This is a genomic window from Ruminococcus sporogenes, from assembly GCF_054655175.1.
Genome location: NZ_BAAHOA010000002.1, coordinates 479,878 through 498,316 on the forward strand (window position 1 = coordinate 479,878; position 18,439 = coordinate 498,316).

Here is an 18,439-nt window from a genome sequence, read left to right on the forward strand (position 1 = left end):
TATGCTTAAGAGAGGAGTGAGATTTTGAAGAGTGAGTATACCGCTAAATTTAGAATGGTAGATGAAATGAGCGCAGCTATGGTCAGGTTAGGCGATACCGGAGTTAACGCGATAGTTGATGTGGAAAAGTCAAGCGTTAGGCTCGATTCTGCGTTGCTAAACACATCCAAAAGCTCCGCCGAAGCGGCGGCTTCTCTTTCTAAGCTTTCCGGCAATTCAACGGGGGCCGTTACGCCGTCAAGATTATTAGCAGACGCAATGTCCGATCAGGCGCGCAAACTTGAACAGGCCGCGGAAAAAGCCAGAAATAAGGCAAATATAGACGCACAGGCAGCGGCAGAGGCTAAAAGATTTCATGAAAGCTTAAAAAGTCAGCTAATGACGGTTGACAAAGTGACCGATTCCATGAACGACGAGGTAGTTCAGGCGCAAAAGACTTCTGAAAGTCTTGAAAAAGTTGCCCAGAAGTCGGAAAAAAAGGCGAAAAAAGCGGAGGAAGCCGCGGCGGCGGCGAGGAAAAATGCTTCTGCCACAGAAGCGTCCGCGCAAGCGGAAGAAAAAATGTATGCAGCTTCCAACAAAGCCGCTAATGCGGAGCAAAAGGTTGCGGACGCGCTTAACAAGTCTGAGCGCGAGGCTAAAGAATACGGCGAAGCGTTGCAAAAGGCCTCCGGCGAGAGTGAAACTTTAGGAAACAAAGCCGCTAATGCGGGAGAGCTTATCCAGGACGCTTTTGCAACTATCGGGGTAGTGGCCGCGCTGAACAAAATAAAGGACGGTTTTGTTTCCGCCGCAAGCGCGGCGATAGAGTTTGAAAGCGCCGTAACCGGAGTGTACAAGACGGTTGACGGGACCGAAGAACAGCTCGCTGAAATAAGCAGCGATATAAAGGAAATGTCTCTTGTGATTCCGTCCTCTACTACCGAGATTGCAGGCGTTGCCGAATCAGCGGGGCAGCTTGGAATCGCCACCGAAAATATAACGGACTTTACTGAAGTAATGATAAATCTCGGAGAGTCTACTAATCTGTCATCGGAGCAGGCGGCTTCGTCCCTTGCGAAATTTTCCAATATAACTAATATGTCGGCTGACAATTATGAAAATCTCGGCTCCGCCATAGTTGCGCTCGGCAACAATTTCGCCACAACAGAAGCGGATATAGTTGAAATGTCAACAAGAATGGCGTCCGCCGGAACTCTTGCGGGCATGTCGGAATCTGATATTCTCGGACTTTCCGCGGCAATGTCTTCTGTGGGAATCGAGGCTGAAGCGGGCGGCTCCGCTATGTCTAAGCTAATGACGGATATTCAGGTTGCCGTTGAAACAGGAAACAGCAGCTTAGAAGATTTTGCTTCCGTAGCCGGTGTGAGCTGTGAGCAGTTCTCCGACATGTTTGAACACCGTGCTGTCGACGCTCTTTATTCCTTTATAGACGGCTTAAACGACGTTGAAAGAAACGGGGAAACCGCTACCGTAATTCTTGAAAATATGGGCATAAGCGAGGTCAGGCTTTCTAATGCGGTAAAATCCCTTGCGAATAACAGCAGCGGGCTTGCGGGCGCGGTAAGTCTTGCGGGGGAAGCCTGGGAAGAAAATACAGCTCTTGCAAATGAAGCGAATACGCGTTACGGCACGCTTGAATCGCGTCTTACAATGACGCAGAACGCGGCCAATAATCTTAAAATAGCCATCGGCGATACGCTGACTCCCACAATAGGAGCGTTTGCCGATATGGGAACAAGCGCGCTTACATGGATGACGGATTTTGCTGAAAAACACCCCGTCGTCGTAGAGGGAATAACCGGCATAACTGTCGCGGGAGCAGGGTTTATCGGAACGGTTACAGTCGCCGCCGCTGCGGTGAAAGCTTTGAACGTTGTAACTAATACTTTTAATTTAACTTTGTCTAAAACCAAGGTAGGATTAATAATCGGAGGAGTTGCAACAGCCGGAGCGGCTATCGGCGGGCTTATACATCATTTTAATTCGGCAGAGGACGCTGTTGAAGATTATAACGGCACGCTTGAGCAATGCAGGATAGAAATTGACAGTACCGAGACTGCTTACGCAAACGTCTGCAAGTTATACGGAGAAAATTCAGAAGCCGCGAAAAGTCTTTCCAAAGAACTTGATACGCTGAACGCCCAGTATGAAAAAGGCGGCGGAGTTGCTGAAGAGATGGAACAGAAGATAACAGAACTTTCTGATTCTTATAATTCTTTAACAAGCGAAATTGACAATTCATATAAATCAATTGATCAATCAGAACAAAGCGGTTTGGTTGCAATTGCCCAATTGACTGCGTTATCAGATAAAGCACAGATTACGAATACTGATCTTGATTTGATGGCTAATTACGCTGATTATCTTAATGATACTTTTAATTGTAATATCGAGGTTAATTATGATACGGGTGAATTAACAGGCTTTGATCCAGAACGACTTGTTGATAATTTAATGGAAACAAGCGATAACAGAAAGTTAAAAGTCTCCATGGACTATCTTTCTGACCCCGACATGCAATCTGAATACGTGGACGCGTATAAAAGCTTTCGCGATAAATCTATAGAACTTGCCCCTTTCAAAACTGAATATGATCGTATCATGAATCCTGATCCAGATGGGGTTGTTGGTACAAAAGCGGATTTAGATGATCTCGCAGAACAGATGAAGGTAAAACCCAATGAGGTTGATGAGGTATTTGAAAATCTTGAAGATTTGCAAACCCAATATGAAAAATATGATGCGCTATTAAAAACGCATGCCGATACTGTTGACGGAACAGGAGAAACATACTACTCACTACGTGATTCGTTACAAGAAGTTGCGATGGCGGGAGAGGAAGTCACAAAATCAGCCGAAGAAACCGAAACCGCTCTAACCCGTGAAGAAGCCATATCAAATATATGGAGTGCTCGTGAGGAGGAGATATTAAACCTTGCGAAAGCCTATGACGAAGCTTTTTTATCTGTAAGAACAGATTTAGACGGAATGTTCGGATTATTCGAAGAAGCTGAGATGAATCTTGAAAATACTGTTTCTTTTGACGGGGCGGTCCAAAGTTTTGAAAGTCAGTTCGAATATTTCAGTCAGTACGAGGAGGCGTTAAAGAGCCTTTCTGAAATAGGAATCGACAATAATATTATTGAACAGTTGAATCCGGAACAAGCCGTAGCTTTTGCAGAAGAGCTCGGCAAAATGGATTCTGAGACAGCTTCGGCAAAAGTTGGCGAACTTAATGGCTCGTTTGACAAATTATCCGAAATGAAAGATAAAGTTGCCAGAAATATGGCTGATGTCGAAACAGAGTTTTCAAAAAAGCTTGAAGATATGCAAAAAGATGTTAGAGAGGCTGTTGATGGAATGGGACTTGAGGGCTCTGCTGCAAATGCTGCTAAAGTTACCATGGATGGGTATATTCATCAGCTTAAAATTGGAGGAGCTAAAGCCGTTGAACAAGCTAATATTATTGCAAAACAAGTATCAAGTGCGTTTAGTTCTTGCCCTCTGACAGTTCCGAATGTTTCAGTGCCTGAGTCAGCTTCGAACACCGGAAACACTTATAAAATACAGGCAAATGCGACCGGCACAACCTATTCAGACGATGTTTTTATAGCCGGAGACGAAGGTCCTGAGCTTATAATAGGACAAAAAGGCAGTAAAGTTTTCCCAGCAGATGAAACAAACAGGATAATTTCTGCTATCACTGAGAAACCGCTATATGTTCCGCCTGCAAAATCATTTTCAGCCGAGAAATTTGACGCTAACTCTGAAACGGTATCAAAAAAGGAAATATCCCTTGATATAACGGGAAAAGGATCTGTAAATATACAAAGTAACATGAGCAAGGAGCAGGTGGTTTCAATTCTCAGCGATTACATAAAGCCGGTGCTAATGGGTATTGTTGAGCAGGAAATATTTGAAGAGGGGGAATCCTTCTATGAAATCTAACGGATATCAGTTTTGGTTTGAAGCCGACGGCGGCAAGACTAAGCTGCAGCTTCCGGTAAATCCCGAAACATTGACCGTTAAACGAACTGCTAATAACAGCAGCGTTACGGTTGCGGGGCTTGGAGAGGTTATTGTTTTAAACGAGCGTTCAGCTATACAGATTTCTTTTTCAAGCGTCTTTCCCGCGCATTACTTTCCCGGGTGCAGCGTTAAAAAGCCCTTGTTTCCGGCCGCATACGCGATGTTTTTTTCAAGTTGGATGTCTAATAAAAAGCCGGTTAGATTTACCGTGGCGAAATGCGGAATAGTTATGTATGTAACTGTCGAAAGCTTTCAGTATTCCGAAAGCGGCGGAGACGTCGGGACCTATGAGTATTCTTTAACGCTTAAGGAGTACCGCAGCGCACGAGTCAGACAGATTAACTTGGATAAAAATAAGAAAAAAGCGTCCGTTGAAAAAAGCAAAAGTACGAGAGTTAATAATAAAAATATACCTAAGACCTATACGGTTAAATCCGGAGATTGCTTATATAATATCGCTAAAAAGTTTTACGGAGACGGTTCTCTGTATACAAAGATTTATAATGCGAATAAAAAGCTTATAGGCTCTAATCCGAATTTGATAAAAGCCGGTCAGGTGCTTACAATACCTTAGAAGGAGGACGGTATGCCGGATATTTCACTGATTTTATATAAAGACGGTCGAGCCTATGACATTTCTGGACTTGCGGAAAGTATAAAGTGGAAAGGGCGGAAAGGCTCGGCGGCGCGTTCTGTAAGTATATCTCTTTTAGACGATAACAGCGGAATGAATAAAGCGGTAAGCGAAATCGACGTGACAAGAGGAAACCACCTTATTTTCAGCTATAAGGGCAAGGAATTGTTTCGCGGTATAATAATGTCGCAGCAGCAGTCCGACAGCCGAAAAATGCCGATAACCGCTTATGACAACGGTATATATCTTTCTAATAATAAGGATACCTTCGTGTACGAAAATAAAACCGTGCACGATATTTTTATAGACGTATGCAAACGCTTCGGTATAAAATATTCCGAGGTTGCTGAAACGAAATATAAGATACCGGAGCTTACCAAGTCAAAAACAACAGCATGGGACGCTGTTATGGACGCAATAAGTCAGGATTATAAAGCAACCGGAACAAAATACTATGTGCATTCATCCAAAGGCATACTGAGTCTTGTAAAGAGACGTGAAAATATGCTTCAATGGGTACTTGAAACAGGCTCTAATATGACTTCATACAGCTATAAGAAAAGTATCGAGGACATCAAAACAAGGCTGAAAATATACTCGGATGAGGATACGGTTTTTGCTGTAAGAAAAAATAAGGATATGGAAAATCTTATAGGTATTTTTCAGGAGATTGAAAAAAAAGACGACGATATGTCGGAGGCAAAGCTGAATCAGCACATAGACGAAACTCTCAAAGAAATCAGCGCTCCGGAAATAAGCCTTGACGTTGAGGCTTTCGGCATTCCGGACGTCATATCGGGAACAGGAGTATATGTAATCATAAACGAGCTGGGAATCAAAGGGCGGGACGACGTATAATGTCGGCGACGGGCTCGGCAGGGATTGGCGCGCATTTTACCGCAGTATCTGCTGTAAGGGAATTTATTATGAGTAAAAAAGTATCGTTCATTAGATTAGCCCCTTAATTCCTCTCTTAATTCCTCCGCCTCCGCTTCAAGCGTCATTTCCAGAGCCTATTTTGCTAAGCGCGTCTGCGGCGTTTTTATCGGCGTCATAAACGCCCTGCTCTAAATGATTGAAGTTATCGGCGGACATCGGTGTTCCCTGCTGAACTATCCCATTGAAATACTAGGGCAAAATGGATTGTTAGCATCCTCACAGTTATTTTCGTCATATTAGAATATTGATTTAAGAAAAAAATAATAAAAAATAGTATTTGATTTTGTTCTCTAAAAATGGCTTAAACTGTGAAAAGCCTTGCAAATACAGGCTTTTCCAAAGATTGTGGCACTCGAAATAATAAGAATTTTTACCGCCTTGGTGCCCAAATGGTGCCCGAATTTCCTATGGCAATATAAAGCGATACGGGCAGATATAAGAAAAACCATACTGTTTGAGAGCGAAAGCACTCGTTGCTTTTGCTCTCTTGGTTGCCACGCAAGCAGGGGCAGGCGCACTTGTCAACGGAGGCGCATTTATGCGACGTTCATCTTGACCGTTGACGAGGACGGCTGGGCTCTGCTATTTATTTTCTGAAAGGCATTGACAGGAGTATGAAATCATACTATAATATTAAGTATGATTTCATGCTTAAAGGAGAGCAAATATGAAGTTTGAAAAACATCCCGTTCTACAAGAATTTGACCGTTTGAATAATGCGATTGATGAGCTTTATCATGAAATTTGCTTAATGCAAGGACTTTCCGATAGTGCTTATGCGATTTTGCAGGCAATTCTTGTGTTAGGAAACGGCTGTACTCAGACAGAAATTTACAAGTACACACTCTTGAATAAGCAAACCGTAAATTCATCGGCAAAAAAACTAAATCAAGACGGAGTGATTGAATTTCATGCAGGTGTTGGGCGAGAATTAAAAATCTATTTGACAGCAAAAGGCGAGGCACTTGTAAGGGAAAAAATATTGCCTATTGAACAAGCAGAAAACAAAGTCTTTGAGGAAATGACAGAAAAGGAACATCAAGAGATATTGCGTTTGGTGGAAAAATATCTAACATCTTTCCGCAGTAAAATTGAAAATCTATAAGAGGAATAATGATGATACACAAAATAATCAGTACAATCGGGTTGGGCATTTTAGGTGTTGACCCATTTACAGCAGTTTACCTTTTGTCTATGGGACTGCGGCAGGAAAAGAAGTCAAATATTACGCTGTTCTTCCTCTCCTATGCGGGATTTAGCGTTTTTATCGGCGCTATACTTTCCGCTATTTTCGGTGCTACGGCAGTAGATATTCTTAAAAGTATAGTGCCTGGGGACAATAGCCCATTTTGGGCAATTTTGGAGTTTACGGTATCCGTTTTTATTCTGATATGGGTGCTACGAAGATTTTTGGATATTAGCAAGAAAAAAGAGAAAAAGGAGAAGAAAACTGTTAATGGGGCTTGGATTAAGTACCTAAGTACCGGCTTTGTGTTTGCACTCTCTTGTTTTACTGACCCCACTTATTATGCCGTTATTCTTATGGGTTGCGAAGTAGAAAACTTTCTAACCGCAACTCTGCTCCTGACGATTTGGTTTGTAGTCAGTCAGTTTATGGCACTAATTGTCTATGTCGCCAACAGCCTAAATCTATTGGACAAGTTGGTTGCATTGGTTGATAAACTGAAAGCGAAAAATATAAAGCCTATCACCTATACCATCTATGCCGTATTAGTAATCATTGCTATCGTATTGCTGATTGATACAGGATTTTATTTATTTGACGGCAGATACCTGTTTTAATTAATTTTTGGTGTTTTCAATGTCCTATCCGTGATATGAAACAGAGAAAAGTTGGTGCGGTTTTCCCCTTAAAATTGTCAAAGACCTCATACTGATTTGTTATAAAGGTAGAAAATAAGGCAAAGGAGGTTGACTTATCAACGACAAAAAATGCTTGCATTTTACGGAAATGGTACCCCTTTCCTATGTTTGCTACGGAACTTTTAATGCTCTTTTTTGCTCGTTACCTTGTTGAAATGTGTTTTTCACTCGGGGTTGTATTTCCTTTGTTTTCTCAAACGCCCATATTTTCTATTGAAAGGGATTTAGGGAAAGGAACGGAAAGGAATGGATAATTGATATATCTTTACTTGATTAAATCAGTATTATATATATCTTTATTTAATTGCATTGGATTTTCCGATGTCGGAAAATCCAACATCGGATAACTCAACAACGGATTATGATGATAGCCTTTGAAATGTTACGCAGTTAAAGGGTGTTTTCGTGGGAAAAGGTATAAATACCTTGCCCTATTGATTTTGGTATCTGAAAAGCCTTTGATTGCAAGGCTTATTTACCCTCTATTGCGTAACATAGCGGTGTAAAACCAGAGCAGTTCTAAATAGTCTTTATGCGCATGGTGCGCCGCCTTGTGCTTGTATTTATTGCCTTGTTTGTGGTGCTAAAATGGTGCCCAACTTTACAAAACCAACTTATGCTGAGATATGAGAAGATACAAGCAAGAACGGGAAAACCATTGAAAATACAGGGTTTTTCCATACTTTCATAAACACTTGCAAGAAGCTATAAGACGGTTTCCGTCTATAAAATCAATAAAAAATATTTGCAGATATATTGACAATATAAATAAAATTCGTTATAATAATTATAGTTTAGCTAAACTGTATAATTAATAAGAAAGGTATAAAAATATGAAATTTATTAAAAAATTTTTATCAGCTTTAATGGCCTGCTCAATCATAACAGCAGGTGTATCGGCGGTATCTGTTAATGCTGGTTGGAAGAGTTATGTTCAACCTTCTTCTGTTACTCAGTTTCAGACAAGCAGAGATTATTATATAAGGAACTTTATAAATGATCAAAAGCATTTTTATCCTGATGGCAGTTACTGGAACAACGGCGGAGTTACTGATACCCCTTGTAATCATACAGGTTATTTGAGTGAAACATGTAATAAGTTTACTGTACAAAATATATTAAAAGCTAATTATCATATTTTGGCTGATCCTCCTAATCAGTATGTAAATACACCTGGTAATGAATATTATCAGTGCTATGGTTTTGCTTTACAAATGGCATCTGATTTATTTAAAACTGCTTCTTTCAATATTATGTATTATAGCAGTCTTTCTGCTATATCAGAAAGCGGAACGTACGAGCCAAGAGTTGGTGATGTTGTTCGAATTAATAACCAAACACACAGTATATTTATAACTTCTGTAGATTTGAAAAACGGATATGTTACATATGCCGATTGTAATTCTGACGGTAAAACCTGTATCATCAAATGGGATCAAAGAAAAACCGTTGATTCTCTGCAGGAAAGTTCAACAATGTATGTTTACAGGCCCATGATGTGTGGCGATCTTAATAATAATTCTATAATTGATGAGAATGATTATACTATTCTCCAAGCTCTTATTGACGGCACTGAACCTTATTATAAAACTGGAATGAACGGATTGTTCAGATGTGCTTCCGCAGATATTAATTGTGACGGTGTCATTGATCAAAATGATGCAGAAAGTTTAAGAAGAGTTCTTGATGGTGCTACAAACGGAATGTATTATCTTGGTTACGAGAAATATATAGAAGTATAGTTTAATAAAACAAGCGGCAGGGAGTGATCCTTGCCGCTTTTTGTTATTCGTATTTAGAAACTTTTATTTCAAATTCCTCCGTAGCTCCGGTAGGATTTGATATGTATAACCCCTCTCCTGACGGTGCTTTTGTAATTGCGCCATTGCATACCCCTTTTAAAATAACATCGTCTTTGGCTGCCGTGTGATCTTTCATTATGTTGAAAGATATTCCCTCTGGACAACTCCATTTTACCTTATTACAAGGTGCAAACGCTTCATTTGTAAAAAGATAATTACCGCTTGAGCGATTCTTTTGACCATTCAAAGGGGATTTTTGAGATTTCATTACCACTTCAGTAAAGCCTTCATATTTAAAACTTGGCATATAATCTCCTCCTTTTTAATAATGACACATTATATGCCGCGCCATTTTATATTATGCCAAAAAATACCACCCAAAACTGAGCGAAGTTTGCATCTTATACCTCAGCTTTTCGAGTCGGCTTTTTGACAGATATCACTCTTCCGGTCTAAGCCATACTCGCGCTACGAAACGGTTATTTTCCTCTGTAAATTCAGCGTTGCCGTTATACTTTTCAGCTCGTCTTTTAACGCTTTTGATACCAAGCCCATGATTTTTGACGTCGGTCTTGCTTGTTTTAAGGCGACTATTATATGCTAATACTGATTTTTCTATGGGGTTTGATATTTCAATTCTGTAAGAGTTATTTATGCTGTCTAGATTTATTTCGATATCATAATTGTCCAGTTTATCGTTATATGCTTCTACAGCATTGTCAAGAAGATTAGCAATTATGGTACAAATGTCAATTATATCGACACCCTTTATATCCTCACTGTTTTTAAAGATACCGGAAGAATTACACTCGAATTCTATTTCCTTATTGCTACAGAGACTATATTTTTGTTGTATAATTGCCTTAATAAAAATATTTTTTACTCCAATTTCTAAAATGTCAGTCTTTTTTATGTCGTTTATAAGTTTAGAGTAATGCTCTATAACTGTACTGCTTTTATTGTGCTCAAGCAAATTTATAGTAGCTAAAACCGTATTTTCGTAATCATGGCGCATTCTTCTGACTTCGGAATCGGCTTTACTATAACTTTCCAAATTTGACTTCATTACCTTGTTTTCGTTTTGGTAAAACCTCAACACTTCTTCTTTTTGCTTATTTTGGGCAGAACGAAATATCCCGTACAGAGAAAGTGCATTAATCACTAACGCGATAAGAGAAGCAAACGTCATGATTAAAGGCTTATAACGGCTTACGTTTTGCTGAAAAACATATAACCCCATTGCAAACGAGGCGGCGCAAATAAAAAGCAGAGCTATCCACTCCGCAGAGCCGAAACTAAAGTCGGCGTTACGGAGATTTTTACGATACCATCTGTAAAAGCCGTATGAGGCAAGCGCAAACAGCAGCTTTGTTATAACTAAAATAGCTATACTTACCGCGCCTTGTATGTAAACGGCAGCGTGCAATCCGTTACCGTCAAGAAAACTATTAAACGCCATCATAACGGGAATGTTTATAAGAAATATCATATAATTATTTATAAATATTATATAAAATTTGAAAAATAGATTTCCTTTCAAAAAAAGTACTGCAAATATCATACTTATGATAAGTTGTGATATTCCCGGAAGCGTTTCCGAAACTTTTGCCGGCAAATAATTTGCTAAAAAAGCAATATTTATGAAAGAAACAAGCGTATAAACTATATATTTTAAACATTTATGTCCGGGGCTTTTATAGCCCAATACCATTGTTGTAAAGCCTGTGATGACAACTGCTTCAGCCAGACTGGCTGAGTGTTCTATCAAGCTCCACATTTAAAATTGATTCCTCCTAAGGTAAAGAAATTTATTATATATCTCATTGCGTCTTCGCTTACTGTAAACGAATTCTTCACCGTTTGATAGTTTTATATTTTCGCTCAATTCGTCAATAAACTTGTAGTTTATCATAGTATTTCGATTTATCAAAATAAAAGTGTCAAATAAAGAGTCTTCAATTAAAGCTTTAATTTTTTTTCGTTCGCAAATAATTTTGTCATTGCATAAATAAAAGTCCGCATAATGATCGTGTACTTGAACGTACATTATATCTTTTAATTGTAGCCTTTTAGAGCCGTTGAAGGTTTGGGCCGTATAAAATAACTTTTCGCTTTCTTTAATTTTAATCAATGCGTCAAATGCGCTATATATTTTCTCTTTTCCCGCTGATTTATATTTTGAAGTCACAAGCAAGATCACCGTGGGTGTTATTGTTCCTCTATCGGATGTTCCTAATAACTGCTGATTTGCAGATTCAAAATTTATGTATGTTCCCGGTCTTATTTTTCCGACCGATTTATCAAATGTTCCTCCCGCCATTATTTTACCTCCTTGTTCTGCCATTTTGTTATAACAGATTTCATTTCTGCGACGGTATATTTTCCAGTCAGACCGTACGACGCCCCGTCAAAAGTACTTTGGGATATTCCGAAAAGCTTCAAGCAATTTTCCCTCAGCTTTTCAATAGAATACTTAGTCTGCGGCGGGTCTGCCGTCGCAGATTGGGATTTTACTTCTTCTTTTTTTGTCATAATTTACCTCCGTTAATATAGAACAACTCCACCAGCTCCGCCTCTTCACACGTATACGGTGTTCGACTTATCCAGTCAAGCTGAAGCTGATATGCGCATTCGTCAACTTTTTTTATATTTATATTATTTATCCGCATTAATTCGCCGGTCTTTTTCCCGTTTGAATCAATTAAAGGGATAAGTCGACGTCTACGGACAATATCATGATAAGCAAGCATTGCAAGCTCATAAGCAAGCTCTGTTGTACTGTGAAAGAAATTTACATACAATATATATTCAGAACCGTAAGAGCTCAGTGTATCCGGTTTAAACTCTATTTCCGGCGACGGAAAAAATACTGACGGAACAATAAAGCTTTCCGGAATATTATGATAATACGGAGCAGGGCTACCCGCAGAATCAAGTATAACCCTTATCACCGCTGCAAATTCTTTTTCAAGCATATGTCCCCCCTTAACCAAAATAGCTGTTAATCCATTGCTGAAGCTTAGCTTCAGTCAATCCGGGCAGCATTTTATCCAAAATTCTAAGCCCGCTTTCCCAGTAATGCGCCCCCTTGACCCAGTTTTGTTTCAACATCATGCCTGACTTAGCGGAAGAGTCATAAATAAAACGGTTTCCGCTCCAATACCCTGGAACAAACCTCATTTTCTCGCCCTTTTTACAGGTCCAGTGACCGTCGTTTACATAAGAAGCATATTCGACATTAGTTCCAACCTCAAGAGTTAGACCGCTGTCAGACAATCTCCAGACATTCTCATCTTCCCCTTTATGAAAACTATTGAGTAAAAGCCTTGTATCCATAACCTTGAGCCGTATTATCTCGTCCTCGATAATACGGAGAAACTCAAGACCGATACCTTCAAGAAACAGTGAAAGTTCCCGTTTAAACACACCGTTTCCAGCTCTTCTGCACTTTTCAAAGAACTCTTTCATTTCATCCGCTTCAAGCATTAAAGCGCCTCCTGCTCCTTTATTCGCTTTATATATACGAAAATGTGATGCCCACGAATATTTCTGGGCCTTTCTGCGGTATATTCAAGTCCTGAATTACAATCGACAATCCTGTCATTTATACGAATGTTTGTCCCGGCCGGCAACGTCAGTTTTATTTTTTCCCTTAGAATGTTCTGCGGCTGTTTCTGCTCGGTTTCGGCGTCAAGCGATTCGATTCCGAAATGACAGGGTATTTCTTTTTCATCCGGCTTATTATTATAATTAAAAACCGGAGAATCCGGCAGACCATAACCGGGAGAGTCTTTAGACTGTATCAAATGATATATATCGCATTTATGGTCTAAGAAATCAGCTAAAGCCATGTCAAAGCCTCCTTAACCGCATGATTACTCCATTTTTAGGCTTAACCCTTATGTATTCCTTTAGAAGCGGTTCTACGTCAAGATTTTCAGCTCGTATTTCTTTGCTTTCGGCAGTATAACTATAATCGTCAAAGGTTTCCGATTTAAATTCCTTAGATGAAACAACCGTATTATAGCCGTAAGCCTCTGCTAAAAGAATTACGGCTGTTTTAACATTCTGAGGTATTCTCTCATATCCTGAAAAATCGTTGTTTGTATAAGAAATAACGTATTGCTCGGCTCTTGAAATATCAACGGCAATACGTTCGTCTGTTCTTTCCTGAACCGCTTTTATATCAGAATACTCCCTGACCTCCTCCGGCGTTGCCCACGGTCTTACCGCCATTACGTCACGCCCTATCAAAAAATCCGGTATTTAAAAGCCTTTCAGCCTCTTCTGCCGCCGCATATACCGGATTACCTTTTGTATATATCTTTCCTCCGCGCGTAAAGGACGCCCCCTTGACAAGCTTTATTCTTAAATTTTCTCGCTTCGAACTGTTTTCCCTTTCAACATCTTCCGCCGTATAAGAATCCCCGCCGTTTTTAATCGGATCATCAACGTCCTGATCAGTAGTACTATGGTTTTTTTCAACTGTTTTTTTAGCCATTTTTATCCCCCTCTTTACTCGGTTTTTTCAGATTCTCCTGAACCCGGCTCGCTTGAATTTGTAAAATTATCTCCGATTACAAGCGCGTCCGGATTGTTAATTTCCATATCGAAGTCAGCAAGAAGCGTATATTCATGTCTTGTCTTACGCGGTACAACATTATGATAAACCTCAAGGCTTTGACCGTAGATACCGTAAACAAAATTTTCATAAGGCGTAACTATCTGAATATTATCGGGGATAAACGCGACGGGTACAATCTCAAAGCCATCGTAGCTTACGTTCTTACCGCCCGTAATAAGTGCGTCGCCAAGCGCGGTATTTCTCGCCTGAAGCTGCTGCTTGTATTTTCTGTTTACGGTCGGTGAACAGAATATCTTTATCTTGGATTTATCCTCTTCGGTATAAAGAGAATAATACTTATTCGGCATAGCGGCTAAAAGTCCCGGGAAAACCGTATTAAGATAATCAACGCTGTCTTCCGTATCAAATTTATGTACGTTCGCGTCATTCTTAGCAATTTTTATCCAGCCGTCGTTAATGCTTATAAAGTCGTCATCCGATTCCGATTCGTCTCCTAAGAACGCAAGCTCTACCGTATCGTTTGCAAACTGCTGTGCAAACATTCTTGCAAGCGTTGTGTTTACGCCCTTTCCCTCGATGTTTTCTTTCATATACTGAAATGAAACATCATAAGGCATTATAACTCCGACCGCTTTAAGAGTCCGCCTTTTGTGTGTAACCGCACCCGTAGCCGGATTGTCTGAATTTTCCGCCTGACGTCTGAGGGCTCGCTTATTTACCTCTAAACTATCAAGATCTCTTGTGGTTTTTGCCATGGTTATGAAATCAACCTTTTTAAGAAAAGACGAATAGTCCCTCATAAATGTAATAAATTGTTTTGACTGCTCCGCGTTCATCTTACCGCCGGTTCCCAATGAGGTCGTATCGGCTGCCGCTTTAGCTATGATACTTCTGTTATTCATAAAAAATCCTCCTTATACAAACATTCCTGAAAATACATCGTCTTCCTTTTCAACTGGAGCCGGCTCGTTATTTAGATTTGTAGCAATGCCCCTCGCTTTATATATAGGCTCCACAGCCTTTGCCAGCATTTCCGTTACTTCTTCTTTTGTTACGGGTTCCTCTTTCTTTTGTTCTGAAATCAATTTTTTTACCGTTTCAATAATAAACTTCTTTGTCTCATCGTCAACGCCATCGCTGTTATTTCCGCTGTTAGCCTTATTAACAGCTTCCTTTATAAGAGCCTCTACCTCTGCTTTTGTCATACTTTCCTCCATTTCCCCCGCTTTTATAAGCAGGCCGCAAGTGTTCTTGTATATATTTTTGAGTTTTTCAATATTATTGCCGTTTAATATATCAGATTTTGTTATTTCAGAATTGCTTTCAAGAATATCTTTTACAATCTCGGCAAAATCTGCAAGGCTTTCCTTGATTTTATCAGAATCCGTTTCAATTCTGATTTCTCCAGTCGCTACATCGCGCTTAAACAACGTTTCCTGCAAACTATAAAAAGCAGCCCAGAATGCTTCTGATACGTCTCTTTGCTTGAATTTTTCTGCAACTTCGCCCTTCTCTACTACCTCAAAGCCGAACATCTTCGCTAGCTTTTTTATAAGACTGCTACCTTCTGATTTACTTATGCGCTCCGGCTCCGTTTCCTCCTCTCTATACACTCCCTTTCCGCCCATTGAAAAGCCTGTGATTTCTCCCTTTTCTATGGATGACCAAACATCAGAATCGGATATTTCGACTGTCATAAGCCATGTTCCTTTTTTTATCTTTTCATTACCGATAGCTGAATCGGATTTAGCGACCATGCTTTCGACTACAACGGCGTTTTCAAATTTTTCAAAATTATGTTGCAGATCAATACCGTTTCCGTTTTTTGCAAACCACACAGCCGCTTTCTGAATTTCCTCCTCGGTCATAAAATCCCCCTGGGAATCCTCTACCATAGGCTCGTATACGATTCCCGTTACATAATGGTTTTCCTCATCCGTTTTGATGATTTTTCCATACGCTGAAAAGGACGCGCGTCCGTCGTTTTCCTTTGTTATAAGGAACGACTTTTTATTAGCCGCTTTATCAACAAGCGAAATAAACTGTATTTCCGCGTCTGTTATGCTCCTTGCCTTCTTGATTACATGCATTTTAACACCTCCAAAAAAATATTTAAGCAGTTTTATGCCGTGCTCAGGGAATGAAAAGAGCGCTCATAAAAGCGCTTAATCAATAGTTTCAAAGTTTACCGGAATCCACATATTCGGATTGAAGTTAAGCGTATAGTGGTAATTATCAACGTAATTATCCGTAACATCTTCGACCGTATAAGTTACATTGTCAGAAAGACCTATAAAATGCTTTTTATACGTGCCGTTTTCATCTTCAACTATTATTTCTAGCTGATTTTCGGCGGTATCCGCATTTAAGGACATTTTTCCGGTCATTTGAAAAAGTACATCGCCCTGAATGCAGTTAATAACGGTTATTTGCCTAATTGTGTTAAAGTTATCAGCTTGCTTTGAAATATTGTACGATACTCTTTCAGACTGTCTTTGACATCCGACAGACAATGCCGACATCAACGTCAGCCCCATTACGGCTGCAAGTATTTTCTTTGATTTTCTTTTCATAATTCTACCTCTTTCTTTTTTAGTGATATAAAAATAACGCTCCGACTATTGCCGAAACGCTTAACAAGCTATTTTCTTAACATTCGTTACTTCTATGAAGCTTTTTTGCCTGTGTAGCCCATTACCAAAAATGAGAATCCATTTTTTGTCATGTAATAGCATGGCTGTTTACGGCCTTGCTCATTAATGTATGTCGACTCCGCAAAATTGCGGAGTCGGAATTTGTCTGAACAGCCAAGATTACGAATAGATTTCAGCACATCATCATGACGTTTCTCAAACGTCTCCGCCACATCAAGACTGCTTACAACAGTTACTTCCTGCTTGTTGATTTTCGATACTTCTACTAACATAGTAATAATCCTTTCAGTTATTTTATTTTTGGGTATAAAAATAGCGCATACCTTTAGGCATACGCTGATTTGTATTAAATTGTGATATAACTAAACCGCCTCGATTCATTGAGACGGTTATTCTTCGACGATTTCAAATTCACCTTTATAAAAAATACCGTCGTTTTCTGCTTCTGTCATAATTCGATAGGCATCGCCTTCTACAGATATTACATCATAAACTTTATCTTTGAGTAAGACTACTTTATATTTATCTCCGATATATTTTACTTTCATTTTTTAGACCACCCCTTAATATATATTTCCTTTATGCCAATCGTTTCTTCTTCAAACCAATGTACATTTGCTTTTCTTGTTTCTCCGCTTTCATTAGCAACATTAGTATACCCTTTTGCATGAAACCAATTTTCCGCTTTACCGCCATAATTATTTACAAGGTGTTCTTTAACCCTTAATTCCTTATCAGAGCCCTTTCCTGCAAATACTTCATATTTATCAAAAGTAGGATTCTTAATAATTGATTTTGAACCGTCCGGTAACATAATTTCATATGTACCCTCTATTGAACGCATTGCAATAACTTTGCCGCTTGAAGTTGTACGATATGTTATTCCATAATTTATTATACCATTTCCGCTTGAATTGTCAACTGTGATACCCACCTTTTCTTTATTTTTTTCGTCCAGCTCCGTTTTCCAATTATCATTCATTTCGTCTATAGCCTGCTGTTGTAATCTTTTTCTCTCGTCAAGAGAAAGCCCCAGAATTTCTTGTGAAACAACGCCTCTGTGAATGCAGTGGCAGCTTATTGATTCCTCAGGCGGAAGAACGGGATCGCGCGGAAAATCTGCGAGATACGTTACCCCGTTATAACCTTTAAGTATAAAATTTTTATCTTTACGTACTATCTGACCGCTTATTGCTTCATGATTTGCCCTCGGTTCGTTTCTGTAACTTCCGGTATGCACCCATTCTTTAAATTCTGCCGCAGGACACTGCTGGATAGATTCTTCCTTTGCCACACTATGAGCGCGCAGCATTTCTGTAATAGCCGCGCGCCTTGCCTTATAATATTCGTCCCTGACGCCGTTTGTCATTATATCCTCGGTCAAATCGGCGACGCTTTTACCGTTTTTTAAAGCGTTTGATAATACCCTTTCTATTTCTTCGTGGGAAGAAAGCTTCATAATGTCAGAAAGCTCGCCGCTCCACTGCGCTATCCAACCGGCAGTTTTATCGGATATCTGCTCAACTACAAGTTCTGAATCCATAGCAGACATATAGACATTGGCCAGCTCCGGTATACACTCCGACAATTTTCCGAAAAATAACGGATGAAGTTTTTTGCCGATATTATCCGTACTTTTAAAGCCTTGCCACTTGCCCTCAATTAAATCTTCAAGACCTACTCCGTTTCTCTCCGCTTCCTTTAACAGTTCTTCAACGTTAAAAGACTGCTCCTGAAATATCTCAGCGAGCTTTTCTTCCAGTTCCTCTATGTTCTTCACGGTTTTTTCGGGTAGTGCAAAACCCGCTTTTTTTAAAGAATCGGCTAACGTATCATCTTCTTTCTTTATGTAGGCGTCAATTGATTTTATGAGCGCCTGACACTCGCAAAACATAAAATCAGCCTCCTT

21 protein-coding genes are annotated in these 18,439 nt (G+C 39.7%); 6 read left to right on the forward strand and 15 right to left on the reverse strand.

The window, feature by feature from the left end; all coding sequences use genetic code 11:
* Positions 1–24 precede the first annotated feature (24 nt).
* From ACYQ0N_RS08875 to ACYQ0N_RS08900, 6 genes are all read left to right on the forward strand, one after another.
* Complete coding sequence (locus tag ACYQ0N_RS08875; protein ID WP_460162455.1) at positions 25–3,951, forward strand: phage tail tape measure protein; 3,927 nt, start codon at positions 25–27, stop codon at positions 3,949–3,951.
* Positions 3,941–4,606, forward strand: coding sequence for a LysM peptidoglycan-binding domain-containing protein (locus ACYQ0N_RS08880; RefSeq protein ID WP_177531783.1), 666 nt, complete (start codon positions 3,941–3,943; stop codon positions 4,604–4,606). The genes ACYQ0N_RS08875 and ACYQ0N_RS08880 overlap by 11 nt, the downstream gene beginning before the upstream one ends.
* Before the next feature lie 12 nt (positions 4,607–4,618).
* Complete coding sequence (locus ACYQ0N_RS08885) at positions 4,619–5,524, forward strand: XkdQ/YqbQ family protein (protein WP_460162456.1); 906 nt, start codon at positions 4,619–4,621, stop codon at positions 5,522–5,524.
* 748 nt (positions 5,525–6,272) lie between these two features.
* Positions 6,273–6,710 (forward strand): MarR family winged helix-turn-helix transcriptional regulator, encoded by a 438-nt coding sequence (locus ACYQ0N_RS08890; protein ID WP_177531785.1) that lies wholly within the window; start codon positions 6,273–6,275, stop codon positions 6,708–6,710.
* An 8-nt stretch (positions 6,711–6,718) separates the two neighbouring features.
* Positions 6,719–7,408: a hypothetical protein gene (locus ACYQ0N_RS08895; protein WP_460162457.1), complete on the forward strand. Its 690-nt coding sequence runs from the start codon at positions 6,719–6,721 to the stop codon at positions 7,406–7,408.
* A gap of 914 nt (positions 7,409–8,322) precedes the next feature.
* Complete coding sequence (locus tag ACYQ0N_RS08900; protein ID WP_177531787.1) at positions 8,323–9,231, forward strand: hypothetical protein; 909 nt, start codon at positions 8,323–8,325, stop codon at positions 9,229–9,231.
* A 43-nt stretch (positions 9,232–9,274) separates the two neighbouring features.
* On the opposite strand, the gene ACYQ0N_RS08905 is transcribed toward ACYQ0N_RS08900, so the two are convergent.
* The 15 genes from ACYQ0N_RS08905 to ACYQ0N_RS08975 all read right to left on the reverse strand — a co-directional run bounded on the left by ACYQ0N_RS08905 (position 9,275) and on the right by ACYQ0N_RS08975 (position 18,424).
* Positions 9,275–9,598 (reverse strand): DeoR family transcriptional regulator, encoded by a 324-nt coding sequence (locus ACYQ0N_RS08905; RefSeq protein WP_177531788.1) that lies wholly within the window; start codon positions 9,596–9,598, stop codon positions 9,275–9,277.
* 132 nt (positions 9,599–9,730) lie between these two features.
* Complete coding sequence (locus ACYQ0N_RS08910; RefSeq protein ID WP_460162458.1) at positions 9,731–11,068, reverse strand: GHKL domain-containing protein; 1,338 nt, start codon at positions 11,066–11,068, stop codon at positions 9,731–9,733.
* A complete protein-coding gene (locus tag ACYQ0N_RS08915; RefSeq protein WP_177531790.1) occupies positions 11,069–11,611 on the reverse strand; it encodes a LytTR family transcriptional regulator DNA-binding domain-containing protein in 543 nt (180 codons plus the stop codon).
* The gene (locus ACYQ0N_RS08920) at positions 11,611–11,823 is read right to left on the reverse strand and encodes a hypothetical protein (RefSeq protein ID WP_177531791.1); all 213 of its coding nucleotides are present in this window, start codon (positions 11,821–11,823) and stop codon (positions 11,611–11,613) included. The genes ACYQ0N_RS08915 and ACYQ0N_RS08920 overlap by 1 nt, the downstream gene beginning before the upstream one ends.
* On the reverse strand, positions 11,820–12,266 hold the full coding sequence (locus ACYQ0N_RS08925; protein ID WP_460162459.1) for a hypothetical protein: 447 nt from the start codon (positions 12,264–12,266) through the stop codon (positions 11,820–11,822). The genes ACYQ0N_RS08920 and ACYQ0N_RS08925 overlap by 4 nt, the downstream gene beginning before the upstream one ends.
* 10 nt (positions 12,267–12,276) lie before the next feature.
* Positions 12,277–12,777 (reverse strand): HK97 gp10 family phage protein, encoded by a 501-nt coding sequence (locus ACYQ0N_RS08930; RefSeq protein ID WP_460162460.1) that lies wholly within the window; start codon positions 12,775–12,777, stop codon positions 12,277–12,279.
* Positions 12,777–13,142 (reverse strand): DUF3599 family protein, encoded by a 366-nt coding sequence (locus tag ACYQ0N_RS08935; RefSeq protein ID WP_460162461.1) that lies wholly within the window; start codon positions 13,140–13,142, stop codon positions 12,777–12,779. Before ACYQ0N_RS08935 ends, ACYQ0N_RS08930 begins: the two co-directional genes overlap by 1 nt.
* Position 13,143: 1 nt before the next feature.
* A complete protein-coding gene (locus ACYQ0N_RS08940) occupies positions 13,144–13,527 on the reverse strand; it encodes a DUF3199 family protein (protein ID WP_177531794.1) in 384 nt (127 codons plus the stop codon).
* Between the two features lie 4 nt (positions 13,528–13,531).
* Positions 13,532–13,792, reverse strand: a complete 261-nt coding sequence (locus tag ACYQ0N_RS08945) for a hypothetical protein (protein ID WP_460162462.1) — start codon at positions 13,790–13,792, stop codon at positions 13,532–13,534.
* 14 nt (positions 13,793–13,806) lie between these two features.
* Positions 13,807–14,778 carry a hypothetical protein gene (locus ACYQ0N_RS08950; protein WP_460162463.1) on the reverse strand — a complete coding sequence of 324 codons (972 nt, stop codon included), beginning with the start codon at positions 14,776–14,778 and terminating at the stop codon, positions 13,807–13,809.
* Between the two features lie 12 nt (positions 14,779–14,790).
* Positions 14,791–15,966 carry an XkdF-like putative serine protease domain-containing protein gene (locus ACYQ0N_RS08955; RefSeq protein WP_460162464.1) on the reverse strand — a complete coding sequence of 392 codons (1,176 nt, stop codon included), beginning with the start codon at positions 15,964–15,966 and terminating at the stop codon, positions 14,791–14,793.
* Positions 15,967–16,041: 75 nt separating this feature from the next.
* Positions 16,042–16,449, reverse strand: coding sequence for a beta-sandwich lipoprotein (locus tag ACYQ0N_RS08960; RefSeq protein ID WP_460162443.1), 408 nt, complete (start codon positions 16,447–16,449; stop codon positions 16,042–16,044).
* Between the two features lie 92 nt (positions 16,450–16,541).
* Positions 16,542–16,802 (reverse strand): Rha family transcriptional regulator, encoded by a 261-nt coding sequence (locus ACYQ0N_RS08965; RefSeq protein WP_460162465.1) that lies wholly within the window; start codon positions 16,800–16,802, stop codon positions 16,542–16,544.
* 117 nt (positions 16,803–16,919) lie between these two features.
* The gene (locus ACYQ0N_RS08970) at positions 16,920–17,078 is read right to left on the reverse strand and encodes a hypothetical protein (RefSeq protein WP_177533172.1); all 159 of its coding nucleotides are present in this window, start codon (positions 17,076–17,078) and stop codon (positions 16,920–16,922) included.
* On the reverse strand, positions 17,075–18,424 hold the full coding sequence (locus tag ACYQ0N_RS08975; protein WP_460162466.1) for a phage minor head protein: 1,350 nt from the start codon (positions 18,422–18,424) through the stop codon (positions 17,075–17,077). The genes ACYQ0N_RS08970 and ACYQ0N_RS08975 overlap by 4 nt, the downstream gene beginning before the upstream one ends.
* Between the last annotated feature and the right edge of the window lie 15 nt (positions 18,425–18,439).